General features: G+C 40.6%; 8 protein-coding genes and 1 tRNA gene. 7 read left to right on the top strand and 2 right to left on the bottom strand.

All coding sequences use genetic code 11. The annotated features are described in order from the left end of the window. Positions 1 to 41: 41 nt before the first annotated feature. Entirely contained in the window at positions 42 to 4541 is a 4500-nt protein-coding gene (locus tag QL886_RS00720; protein ID WP_290177321.1) for an exodeoxyribonuclease V subunit gamma, read from the bottom strand. A 440-nt stretch (positions 4542 to 4981) separates the two neighbouring features. Here QL886_RS00720 and QL886_RS00715 point away from each other — a divergent pair, with 440 nt between their 5' ends. The 7 genes from QL886_RS00715 (at position 4982) to QL886_RS00685 (ending at position 12016) form a co-directional block, all read left to right on the top strand. Further along, complete coding sequence (locus QL886_RS00715; protein WP_290177320.1) at positions 4982 to 5509, top strand: hypothetical protein; 528 nt, start codon at positions 4982 to 4984, stop codon at positions 5507 to 5509. A gap of 66 nt (positions 5510 to 5575) precedes the next feature. After that, a complete protein-coding gene (locus QL886_RS00710) occupies positions 5576 to 6382 on the top strand; it encodes a hypothetical protein (RefSeq protein WP_290177319.1) in 807 nt (268 codons plus the stop codon). A gap of 73 nt (positions 6383 to 6455) precedes the next feature. Further along, a tRNA-Arg gene (locus tag QL886_RS00705) sits at positions 6456 to 6531 on the top strand. 212 nt (positions 6532 to 6743) lie between these two features. Then, complete coding sequence (locus tag QL886_RS00700) at positions 6744 to 8207, top strand: tyrosine-type recombinase/integrase (RefSeq protein ID WP_290177318.1); 1464 nt, start codon at positions 6744 to 6746, stop codon at positions 8205 to 8207. Between the two features lie 167 nt (positions 8208 to 8374). Continuing rightward, a complete protein-coding gene (locus QL886_RS00695) occupies positions 8375 to 9631 on the top strand; it encodes a hypothetical protein (RefSeq protein ID WP_290177317.1) in 1257 nt (418 codons plus the stop codon). 163 nt (positions 9632 to 9794) lie between these two features. Beyond that, a complete protein-coding gene (locus tag QL886_RS00690) occupies positions 9795 to 10076 on the top strand; it encodes an AlpA family phage regulatory protein (protein WP_290177316.1) in 282 nt (93 codons plus the stop codon). A gap of 2 nt (positions 10077 to 10078) precedes the next feature. After that, positions 10079 to 12016 carry a DUF927 domain-containing protein gene (locus QL886_RS00685; protein ID WP_290177315.1) on the top strand — a complete coding sequence of 646 codons (1938 nt, stop codon included), beginning with the start codon at positions 10079 to 10081 and terminating at the stop codon, positions 12014 to 12016. Between the two features lie 186 nt (positions 12017 to 12202). On the opposite strand, the gene QL886_RS00680 is transcribed toward QL886_RS00685, so the two are convergent. Beyond that, entirely contained in the window at positions 12203 to 12643 is a 441-nt protein-coding gene (locus QL886_RS00680; protein ID WP_290177314.1) for a hypothetical protein, read from the bottom strand. Between the last annotated feature and the right edge of the window lie 37 nt (positions 12644 to 12680).

Below are 12680 nucleotides of genomic sequence, written 5' to 3'. Positions count from 1 at the left end.
TTTATTAGAACAAAATAGCAAAAAGAAACTATTCTAAATGATTAGCCATCTAAGTTAGTTAACGCACTAAACATCGGCGCGTATAATGGCTGGGCTAATGTAGTCAACGCTGATGATAACGCCTTAAACGCATCTTGGTCACGTAGCACGTACTGCCAAATAGCATGCTGCGAGCAAGTATCGTATACCGTGTCTGAGTTGTAGTTGGGTCTTAACCAGTCTGAGAAGTCGGCTCGTTTTGGCCAGTAGCGGTTGCTGTCACCTTCTTCAGCGGTTAGATACTTATCAAGGTAATTCAGTGCATATTCTGGCAGTAATGTAATAGGCACTTGACCCGTTAATTTGCCAAAAACAGCCCATTTTATCAGTTCAATGACTGCATCTTCATACACGATCGGGCTTAATTTAAATGCGATCACTTTGTCATACTTTTTGACTTGTGAGCTAGGCTTATTAAAACGCCAAATACTCACGCCATTATTTGAGGCTACTTGCTCGGCAGTGGTACGTCTAGCCACTTGCCAATACAAATGTGACAACCAAAACTTAAGTAAATGCCTAGGACTGGCAGAATTGGGCAATATGTTTAACCACTGCTTGGGTGATTGCTGAGCATAAGGCACGCCCGCCTGAATAATTGATATGGGTGCTAATATTGGTACTGAACCTTTGATCTTAATGATTTTCGGCAGCAGCTTAAGCAGTGTTTCTATACCCTCTATATCTGTCTGGTCTTTTGAATCATTATCAGTGTTATTCAGTATATTTTTTAGCTCTATCTGAACGGGATGCTCGGCAGTTGGCGTCAGTAGCTGTAATACACTGCTGCTATCTGCCTTACTCTCGTTGAGAATACTGCTTTCGTCAAAGCCATTAGCAGTCAACTGCTCTTTAAACTCTAAACATTGCTGTTGTAATTTCTTTTGTTGATTGGGTAGCGTGGTCTGGCGAGCGACACCAGCAGGCATAATTTTTTGATACATCAGAATTGGAGTGGTAGTTTCAGCCGCTGCATCATTATCAGTCTTCTTATTCTCATCAGTAACCAACTGTTTAATCAAATGATCTTTGATTTGATAAGTAGTCAGACTGTCTAAGAAGAGCGGCTCTTGTTGCGACAATGCTTCTTCACCTTGTACTACATGCACCTTTTGAGACCGTAAGAATGCTTTGGCAGGATGGCGCACTTGGTAAGCCAATGCCCCTTCAATATCTATCTCTCCGATGTTAAATACGCTATCAGATAAATTTTGGATGATCACCTCTGTCATGCTACTGACATCGCTAGTAGCATCAACAGCTGTATCTAGCGCCAATAGTTTGACCAATGCAGACAAGGTTTGATTGTCTACTTGACCTAGCTGACCTAAGCCTTGACCCAACACCTGAGCGATTGACTCATACTGCGCCTTCGTGGGTAAGCCCACCAACTCTTTATGCTCACTAGATACTCGACCTTTTAATGTGTCAAACACCGCTTGCCAAAGCGGCGCAGGCGGAAATTGCTTTTTCTGAGCCAGCTTGGTTTTGCGCATGGCTGTATTTAATAAAGTATCCAGCTCATCAATCATATCGACAGGACTGGTATCTTGAGCATTGATATTAATGTTGGCATTAGCATTGTCAACAATATCAGGAGACGCTTGCTCAGAAACATCAGTGCCTTCAATTTCTGTCTCAAATAGACTCTCATGGAAAGGCAATGCAGGATGCTCAGTCACCAACCACTGCTTAATCAATTTAGGTAAGTAACGCTTGAGGCTTTCGGTGGTGGGATCAATATCCTTAGGTAATGTCTCAAGCGAGTTTACCTGCCATTGCACCTCGCCTTGCAAAAACTGCAATAGCTCGCTCACTGGGTTGGCTGGCAAATGCTCATGGGTATCCATCAAGCTTTGGCCGTTGTAGAACATCCAGCATGCACTGCGCGCGCACAGTAGCGCATCTAAAAATGCACCGTTGTCATCATCTTCACTAACTCTGTCACCGCGGCGTGCATTGGTCGCTTTCATCAAATCATAGCGGTTATCTCGGTCACGCCCCGGAAACTCAGAGAGATCCATATTGAGCATCACCACCAGCTCAAACGGCACGTTTCTTAGTGCACCGAATCGACCAAAGGTAATCACCCCCGTCGGCTCCGCACTGACTTGCTGACTTTCAAGCTCGTTTTCGATACTGTCTAGCATAAAGCTCAGCTTGAGTGGCAATTGCTCCACACCTGCCAGCCTCTGCTCTACTTCTCTGTTATCGATATCACCACTAGCGTACTGCCTATAGTGACGATTGGCTCGCAGACTTGATTTAAAGCCATTCATCGCGTTGTAGATGGCGCGCATGGTACGCGTTTGATCCACATCACCAAAGTAGCAATGGATAACTTGTGTCTCAATCTGATCGAGCCAGTCTTCCGCTTTCATTTTTTGTGTATGATCATCACGTCGTGCAACCAAACCAGTATAAATTCGGCAAAGCGCTTCAACAATCAACGCATCATTTAGGCTCACTTGTGGTAACGGCAAGGTCATTTCTGGTAAAGCTGTACTTGGCCATTCATCGTCATTTAGATCATATAAGCAGTCGCTCAACTCAGCCTCTGGCATGACCAGACCTAAAGTTAATCTGTCTAGTGCCTGTGCAAAGCTGAAGCGATAGTCGTAGTCATTACTGTCTAAAGTTTGCTTAAGATGCAGCTCGTCAAAACCGCGAATAAAGCCCGCCTCTACCAATAAATCACAGCCACGGCTCATTTGCTCATGAGTCAGTCCAAAGCTTTCAAACAAGGGCGGTAACATCAACCAGTCTAAGACTTCAGCTGCTTCAAAACGGGCACTATGGCTACCCAATAGTTTGTAAAAACCGATAATCGCTTCCCACAACTGGCGAATATCGGCGTCAACAACACCAGTCACTTTAGCAGGCAAAGTCAAACCGTCTTGACCCTTACCATTGACGAAGATAGAGCCAATCAGTGCATGATGACGTTCAACATCAGGTAGTAGCACAACAATGTCGGAGATATGGCGTTTCTTTTCACCTAGTTTGATAGGTTCATTCAACCAACGGCCAATCATAATACGCAACACTTCAAGCTGGCGTTGCAAACTATGACACGAATGAATGCTTAGGCTATTATCTTGGGAAGAGATTGCCCAAAAACGGTCTTTCTCAAAACGCTTGTTCTCTAACGCTTCATCTTCATACCAAGCCGTTTCTGGCTTATCTTCATCAAAGCTCGGCTCTAGTTGCTTGCTTACTGCTTGTGAGACTGTAGCAGCCGTTGCTTGCTGAGTAGATTGCTCATCAAGCATCAATACGTCATTTTGCAAACGTTTTAATAAGCTTAGGTTACCTTGCGTATCTTGAGTACTGACAGCGTCATCAGCAGCATCTATACTTTCATAATCGTAATGACCGAGCACATTATCAAAGTTATCTTGCCATTCGACTAACGCATCGTCGTATTGCTCATTACCTGACAAGTTGGCAAGCATCGCAAACGCATCGCGCGACTGCTTGCCCAAACGCGATAGCAAGCTGTGACCATAATCACGCAAAAACACACTCTCAGGGTTGATAATCTGCTGGCGTTGTAACCATGATTTATCAACGATATCTGCCCAAAACAGCTTTGATGGATTGTAATGCAATAGCGTGATATTCATGTATTGCGACAGACTCTGTAGAGAGTCGAGCTCGGTCTGTGGCAGTTGCTGAATAGTAAATATACGCAATACTTTGGGTAACTGATCACGCTCATTCGCCTTGTTGCCTTTTAAAGCTGACCAGAACGCACGCTCTAGTGCTACACGGTGTAGATGGACATCGGCAAACAAATGCGACCACAAGAATCGTTGGGCGATTTCTAACTCAACATAATGGTCGACCAACCACTCAGGCGTGCCGCGCGCATACTTATCAAAGCGTAGGGATAAGGCGTCTTTATCCGCTATCAACTCACTTACGTTCAACGGCTCGTTGTGCGACCATAATGCCAACCAATCCTCACGGTGAGTCAAATAACGGTTAAACACCCTAGCTAAATCGCTTGCCAGCTGCCAAATACGAGCATCTTGTTGCGCCTTATCCTGTTGTAAGCTGTCTTGTTGAGCGCTTGCCTGTGGGTCATCAATCAAAGACGCTAACAACGGATGAACTGGATGCTTTTCATCTGCAACGATCGACTCTTGATAATAAGTCAAATATCCAAACAATCGCCACTGCATTACTGTCGGTGATAACACCGCCACTTCGGGTACATTTAGAGTTGTCGCTTCAGGGCTTTGCGCCAGTAAGTATGCATTATGGCGGGTTAATACATCTTGCATCAGCGTCCATTGATACTGACCCCAAAATTTAGTACGCACCAAGGTACTAATACCAGCACGGCTAGCAATAGTTTTATCCAACCAATCGCCCAATACCATTGATGGCACAATGACAATAAAGGGTTCAAAAACCGGCTGATTCTTGGACTGGTATTGTACAAGCAATTGATCAACGAGGTTTTCGGTACGGTGCGACTGAATAATAGTGAACATAGACAATAATCTGATTACAATAAAGGTGAGGTATTAGGATTAATAAAAAAGGCTTCACTTATAGATGAGATGTCTGTATCCAATGTCAAAAACGCTATAAAACGTTCAGACAAAACAAAAATCGATACTCATCAATCCATGTTTGATGGTCGTTACTATGATGCATTTCTGCTAGCATGAGGGCCATAAATAAAAACAATCATAGTAGCAAATTCTACATATCCAGTGATAATGTTGACTTGCCAAATTTGCTATCAGTGTGCCATTGATGGTTATCGTTTACTAGTGTAGATGCCGATATTATAATAAGCTTGCGACATTTAGTGTCGTTTTATACTATCATTCATATTTACTATGAAGTAATTTCATTGAGGTTTTTAAATTGGCCTTTACAACCTGTATCTAAATAATACTTTCTATTGACGGGATTACTTAATATTATGCCATTGCGTCCCATTGATGCCATTTTTGTCCATCCAAAACAACGCTTATACGTCGTGTATTATCGCGGTGAGTTGTGGCAACTGCCACGTATGAAAATCGATGACAGATCATGGCAAAACAGACGACCCTATACAGATGATAGCCGCTCACTGTATTTGAGCATTCATCAAGCTATCAGCGACCCTGTACTTGCGCAGAAATTGAGAACGTTAGATCTACCTGTAGCGGTACGTGGTAGCACGTTGCCACGTTTCGAAGCATGGTGGGAGGCACATGGGTTTAGATGGTTAAAAGACAGATTGTTAACCGGTGAATCGCCGTTGGCAGCGCATCAAAATACTACACCTGTTGCCAAGGTATTGAACGACCAACCTGATTCTCTAATAAATCGCCAAACCAGTGGTCATACTGATGAAAGTGGTAAAGTTAATGAAGAACAAGTATCCACCCCTTCTGCAGATACAGACATCTTTGCAGACATGTTGGCTGAATTAACCGATGAAGTACTAGAACAAAAGCTTTAAAAGCTAGATACCACCCTGTATATAAACGTTGCTATGAATCAACTAATAATAAAAGAGCAGTAATATATGAAAGACTACAAACTACTGCTGGCTGGGCTAATCTTGCTACTGCTCACAATCTTTATCGCGGTCTTCATTTGGTTGTGGACCAGTAATCGCAAAAACACAGACCCATTGCCAATCATGGCAAGTGAAAGTGAAGCAGATTCTAGTATGAAAGATGATAAATCAAGAGAGATTGCTGACAGTGTTTTATACATTCGGGCAGAGGAAAAGTTACAGATACCTTTGGACGATATCATTGTGAGTTTTGAATCTCGTTATCCGCATGTGCAAGTGCTAGCGAGCTATGTCTCCTCTAACGACCTTCTCACAGTACCAAGTAGTGGTTCTACCAAAGACAAACTCTCTGACTTTGTCTTTGATACAGATATGATTATTACCAATGACGATAGCCTATCTACAGAACGGGTATCACTCCTACAGTCAGAATTGCAACAGGCACAAGATAGAAATGGTCAAAGTCAGAAGAGTACTGAGGGTTCTGGTATAAATGACGCTTCTGATAAAAATAGCGATAATAGTACGCATGATAAAGATAAAAAGATACGCACTCTAAACCCCTTTAACTATGCGCTAAAAGATGAACAAGCGCTTGAAGGCGTCATCCTGACAGACGATACAACTGCTATTAGCTTCCGTAATTTTTTACTATCGAGCACAGGTCAAGATATACTAAAAAAATATGATTATGAGAATATTAGTGGTTATAAGAACAGTGTAAATGACTTATTTAAACCAACCTCACAGGCAAAAAATGCATCAGGTGATCATGCTGTAGATGTCACTGACGCGCTTAGCAATGGTGAGTAAGGATAAATTGTCTTTATTTATCTTTTGTTGATTGCTTTTATGACTGCTTTTTTCTACAATGTCACTCCATAATGCGCCTATAGCTCAACAGGATAGAGCAGTTGCCTCCTAAGCGATCGATCCGAGTTCGAGTCTTGGTGGGCGCACCAATCATTGTATTTAGACATAACCTTGCATTACCTCAAGCCCTTTAAACACCTATCATACCTAGTTGTTAGTCTTTATTAAACACTTGTCATTACCTACTAGCACCTCTACAATGTTGTTAAATGAGTTGTTAAATAATATACAACGCCATTTTTTGTTGTTAATTATGCAGTGAGGTTGTTGTTAAACCTCTCGACACCTTGAGGTATAAGCCATGACGAGAAAAACGGACTACCGATTAACTGACGCTGGCGTGAAAGCAATCGCCAAACAATCCACACCTACTAAAGTCACGCGCCATGGTGATGGCAACAACCTATATCTGATACAACATCCAAATGGCTCATTGTTTTGGCAGATGACCTACCGCTATCAATCTGACAAAGATCTTAAACCAAAGCAAAAAACTTATCAAATAGGAATCTATAAGCCAGCCAAACAAGCTATTGATTCTACCTTTAAACCAGAGGTGTCGCTAAAAGAAGCAAGACTGGCACGTGATAAGGCTCAGGCACTTCTTAGTGATGGCGTTGATCCAACTGAACATAAAAACCATGAAAAGAATAACTTTGAGCAAAAAGATTTATTCAAAGTTATCGCTAAGAGTTATATTAACGAAAGATCTAGCACTACGCCTAAGAATATTCAAAAACTCCACAACTATCTAGATAAGCATATTACACCGCATATCGGTGACTACCCTATTGCCTCTATAACTGCACAGGACGTTATAAAAACTGGATTAGCAATCCAAACTTACTTTGAAGAACGAGGCAAATGGACGACCGATACGTCGCACAAATGTGTCGCCCTCATTAGCTCAGTTTTTGAGTATGCTATCAATACATTAGGCTACGATATTATTAACATCGCTTATGGTCGCAGCAAAGCATTACGACCTCATAAGCCTGAGCGTATGAAAGCGATCGAGCAACATCAATTCCCTGAGCTACTACGCAATATTGATCAATACGGTGCAGACAACCCAAATGCGCATCAACAGACTATTGCTGGCATGCAACTGATGACGCTTTGCTTTGTTAGAACGAAAGAGCTAAGGTTTTTTGAATGGTCGGAGATTGATTATCATAAAAACGTGTGGCGTATACCCGCTCATAAGATGAAAATGCGTCAAGATCATATTATTCCATTATCACCACAAGCGATAGCAATTATCGAGCGTATGCGATCTTTGACAGAAAAAACGGGTTACGTATTTTATAACTTTGAGCGTAGTAAGCCTTATAGCGATGTCTGGTTCAATCAGGCATTAAAACGTATGGGCTATACAGGTGATCCCTACCCTAAAATGACTGGTCACGGATTCAGACAACTTGCAAGCACAGGACTATATGAGTTGCAATTTAGTCAAAATCTTATAGAAATACAATTAGCTCATCTTGAACAGTCCAGCGTTAAAAAGCGTTATGATTTATCAGCTCACTTAGCGGAACGGCAGATGATGATGAACCAATGGGCAAATCATCTAGATGACTTGCGGGCTGGCAAGGCTGTTAGCTTCGATTTACTCACACCAGATGAAATCAAAAAACAAATGGATAGCCGTAATGAGCAAGCTACTGATATAGCTTTGCATGATAAAGATACTTTAATTAAAAGTTTACGAGCGCAGGGCGTATCGCAAGAAGTTCTAATGAAGCTTGCAGAGCAGCTTTAACAACTATTATCAGTACTGGACTGACAAACCAAAATTTGTAGCGTTAATCGTTATCGATACGGATCGCAAGGCTAGGATTAATTACCCAAACGCCAGCCATTTACACACCCTCAGGCTGGCACCGCCTTGCATTTTTTTAGTTTTAAAGGTGTGTATGAGGTTGTGTCATGAGTTTAATCAATGAGCTTTTAGAGCCAACAAAGGATTATATTAATTTTGCGGACTTGATGGCTCATCTATCAGGTCTTAACAATGAGCCGCTATATGCCGTTGTCACTTGCTTACTGCATCACGACTTTCATCAAAAAGTAAGTTCTTATGCTATTAGCATGGATTACAAGATTACTGAAGATAAATTCGAAAATGAAAAGTGCATATATGAGTTTCTAAATGTCATTAGGGTTCTGCTATCTTTTGTTGATGAAGACTGGGTGTATCACGACTATTCAAGCTTAGATAAGCTATCAGAAGGCACAAAGAAAAAGTTATTATCTCATATGGGGCTGTTTGTACAACAGTTCTTTAAGAAATCAGAGTTAAAAATACTCACCTCTTCATTTGAGGGTAAGATACTGCACTTTTCGGATAAGAATGCTGAGAATTCAATTGAAAGCTATATTGAAAAGGAGCACAGAAAATACATATCTGTAGCTAAATATGTAAATGATTTGTATAAAAATATTGGCTCAGGAAAGCCTTTGAAGTTTACTCTTAAGTACCTATTTGAAAATACTTCGTTAAGTAGAGTTAAGCTATATAGATTAAAAAACCTAAATTACTCATTGGTTTCCCAAACTGACAACTTAAAATATAAAAATACTGATGACCTACTACGACACTTTTACAGTGTTCTTGATGACGAACAAACAGGTACGGTAACATCAGATCGCGAATTATTCAAGAATTTTTACTTTGAATATTTAGAAGTTGAAAATCTCATTAATTCAAACTTAGAAAAAAGTGAAATAAGTCCGATTACTGAGCAATTATCTACTGAAAATTCAAAACTTTCAAAGATAAGTCATCTAATTAACGATTTGGATGAAAACCAAAAGTTGTTAATAACCTATGAGCAGCTTATTGAAGAGTTGGCAGTCGCTAATGCTAAAATTAAGCAACTAGAACAAGTGAACTCTAAATTTAATACGCTAAAGCAACAAGCAGACAAGCCAGCTGATGACGAAGATACGAACCTAAGGAACAGTGCCTACTTTTTGATAGCAGTCATGAAAAACTTATTATTAGATATAGAGATCACTGGCTTTATCTTCCAAACTGATAACGATAAAGGTAAGAAAGAACCTACACAGTCAGCACTTACACAACACATTGAAAGCGTCGGTATTAAAGACTTAAAAACTAGAACTATAGATGGCTTATTCGCTAAAGCTAATAAGATGTTAAAAAATGCGAACAAAAGATAAAATTTTTAGTAGCACTAATTGCAAATTACATTTGCAACTGAAAAAATTGCATTTGCAAATTACAGATTGCATTTGCAATGACCTAAACAACCATACCCATTAATATTCACTTCATAGCAGGGCATTACCGCCCATTACTTTAACAGCTACGAGGTGAACCACAATGATGCTAAACGATCAATATCTAAGAATGGCAGATCTTGCCAACCAACCTGAGCGTCCAGCTCGCACCTACACCACTGAATCAGGTCAGCAACGTACAGTTATGGCCAGACCCGCCTCACGCGGAATCACTGGGTTTTCTGCTAAACACCTTTACTTCCTTATAAATAACGGTCAGTTTCCAACTCCTATAAAGATAGGTCGAGCGAGCCTTTGGCGTCTATCTGATATAAACGCATGGATAGAGAAACATTCTGCGTCCTCTAATGATGGGGAGAGATAATCATGAGTAAGAATGATCAGATTTCTCTTAATAAGTTAGTCGATGAGCAATCAGCTGACTTAATAAAAAAGCCAAGCATCCTGCCAGATGCTCAGCTTTTAGAAACTAATACAGATGACATTGACGAGCCATCATCTGAAATTATAGCAGAAACCGAACTTAATGAACGATTCATTTACGAAAATGGATTCTTTGAAGTACGTTCTGATGGTTTGTATTATGTACACCTCAATGATAAAAACTCTTCCAAACCTCCTAGACAGCATGCCGTTTTTATTTGCTCACCCATAGAGGTTATTGCCAGAACGCGAGATGTTCACAGCACTGCATGGGGTATATTAATTAGATGGTTTGACGCTGATGGAGTAATGCATCAACACTCTATAGCTATGGATTCATTTCATGGCGATACACGCGAATATCGTAAATATTTGGCCAGTCAGGGTTTAATTATCACATCTAATACTAAACATCGTCAGTATTTGGATATTTATCTACAGCAGCATCCTATTAAAATTAGGGGGTTATGCGTTGATAAACTAGGCTGGCATAATGATCGATACGTACTACATAATCGCTCATTAGGTGGCAAGGATGATGAAATTATTGTCTACCAATCTAATAATGTAATTAGTAACGTACTATCTGAGAGAGGTACGTTAGTTCAATGGCGTGATGAGATATGCAAACTAACTGCTGAACAGAGCCGTCTTGTATTCTCAATATGCTGTGCATTCGCAGGACAACTATTAGAGCCGTTAGGCTATGATGGAGGTGGATTTCACATGCTAGGCTCATCAAGTATAGGTAAATCTATTACAATGTGCCTAGCCGCCAGTGTATGGGGAAAACCTACTGTAATAGTTAGAACGTGGAGACAAACGGACAATGCACTCGAGGGCACAGCCAGAGAGCATAACGATAGTGTTTTGCTATTAGATGAAATAGGACAGCTCGAACCTAGCATCGCTGTCAAAACTGCTTACATGCTAGCTAATGGAAGTAGCAAATCACGAAGTTCTGTCTCTGGAACCAATCAAAAACCGCATACTTGGCGCCTCATAATCCTATCTAATGGTGAGCAATCAATCAAACAACATGTTGCGTATGAGTCCAAAGGAGTTACTGCAGGAGTCGAGGTACGTATTGCTCATATCGAAGCTGATGCTAGTACAGGCAATGGAATTTTTGATAGCCTTGTAATGGCAGACTCTGGTGCAGCGCAGGCAGATAAAATTAAAGAACTCGCCTCTAAATACCACGGCACAGCAGGAATTGCTTGGCTTGAACATATTACTATTGATAAAGCAGAAACTACAGCTAAAGCTAAAAGTTTAATTAAAGGCTTTATGCTGCAATACGATGATCTATCATCACAGGCGCACAGGGTCGCTAAAAGATTTGCGCTTGTAGCTGCCGCAGGGGAGATGGCAACCCAGGCTGGTATTACTGGTTGGCAAACTGGGCAAGCTACAGCAGCAGTCAAGGTGTGTTTTAACAACTGGCTTGATAACTATGGCCGTGATGGCGAGCATGAAGAACGTCAAATCATTAAGCATGTTCAAGCGTTTATTGAGCAGCATGGAGCTAGTCGATTTCAAATATGGAGTGAGCCTATGCATGATGAAGATCAAATTACTATCGAGCAAAAAACTAATAACCGAGTAGGTTTTCGAAGGCAAGATACTGATGAGTACTACTTCTACCCCAATATGTTTGAAAAGGAGGTTTGCTCACCCTATAGCTTAAAAAAAGTGATTAAGGTATTGGATGAGGCGGGATTGCTCAATAAAAACGAACAAGACAGAAAAATGTTGAAGGTCACTTTGCCAAATACAAAAAATCGACTGCGTATGTATGCTATAAAAGGCAATGTATTAAGTTACGAAATAAATAAAAGTGTTAATGAAGATGTCCCTAATGTCCCATCTTCTAAATAATACTAGGACAGTTGCGAACCCTTTAAACACAGCTACTGTCCCACTGTCCCAATCGTCCCTTGCTAAAAAGGTAGCTAGACTAAAAGCTCGGATGATTTGCACATAGTAATTTGATAATGGGAAAATAAAAGCTCTCTTATTTAGTGAATAAGAGAGCTTTTTAAATAGAATATTTAGTTATATACTTTAAGAACAATAGTACGAGAAGATACCTCCGACCGCGTCTCTGTCTATATGATTGATAAAGTTGTCATCCCAAGGATCATCTGGATAAGCCATTGACGCTTTAAAGCTAATCTTATCCCCATCAGCTGTCATAATATGCGACTTGACTGGCTCCTTACAGTTTATTTCAACATACTGATTGAAGGCACCTGTATATCCGGTTGAATACACCTGAAGCCACATCACTTCAGGCTTCAAAGCATTGTTTTCAGGTGATTGTATTCTTAATGGTTTAGCATACCAAGTCGTTGACTTAACGCCATCACCCAGAGGTTGATTAAATACCTCTACCTGCTGGTTCTTAAAAAAATCATTACCATTATTAATTTTAGCGTTTGCCGAACTTAAAGATACAGCTGTTATTGCCAAGCAAGTTAACAATCCTCTTGAAAATTTCATCATAACTCCTTTATGTGATTATACGTAAGATGCATTTTAT

Origin of the sequence: Psychrobacter sp. APC 3281, assembly GCF_030407815.1 — a bacterium.
In the GTDB taxonomy this organism is placed as follows: domain Bacteria; phylum Pseudomonadota; class Gammaproteobacteria; order Pseudomonadales; family Moraxellaceae; genus Psychrobacter.
The sequence above is the reverse complement of the archived record's forward strand: the minus strand, read 5'-3'. Positions and strand labels throughout refer to the sequence as shown.

Bases quoted from the DNA above. Each gene is read 5' to 3' on its own strand.
- QL886_RS00720 (WP_290177321.1), bottom strand. From the start codon at position 4,541: ATGTTCACTATTATTCAGTCGCACCGTACCGAAAACCTCGTTGATCAA.
- QL886_RS00715 (WP_290177320.1), top strand. From the start codon at position 4,982: ATGCCATTGCGTCCCATTGATGCCATTTTTGTCCATCCAAAACAACGC.
- QL886_RS00710 (WP_290177319.1), top strand. From the start codon at position 5,576: ATGAAAGACTACAAACTACTGCTGGCTGGGCTAATCTTGCTACTGCTC.
- QL886_RS00700 (WP_290177318.1), top strand. From the start codon at position 6,744: ATGACGAGAAAAACGGACTACCGATTAACTGACGCTGGCGTGAAAGCA.
- QL886_RS00695 (WP_290177317.1), top strand. From the start codon at position 8,375: ATGAGTTTAATCAATGAGCTTTTAGAGCCAACAAAGGATTATATTAAT.
- QL886_RS00690 (WP_290177316.1), top strand. From the start codon at position 9,795: ATGATGCTAAACGATCAATATCTAAGAATGGCAGATCTTGCCAACCAA.
- QL886_RS00685 (WP_290177315.1), top strand. From the start codon at position 10,079: ATGAGTAAGAATGATCAGATTTCTCTTAATAAGTTAGTCGATGAGCAA.
- QL886_RS00680 (WP_290177314.1), bottom strand. From the start codon at position 12,643: ATGATGAAATTTTCAAGAGGATTGTTAACTTGCTTGGCAATAACAGCT.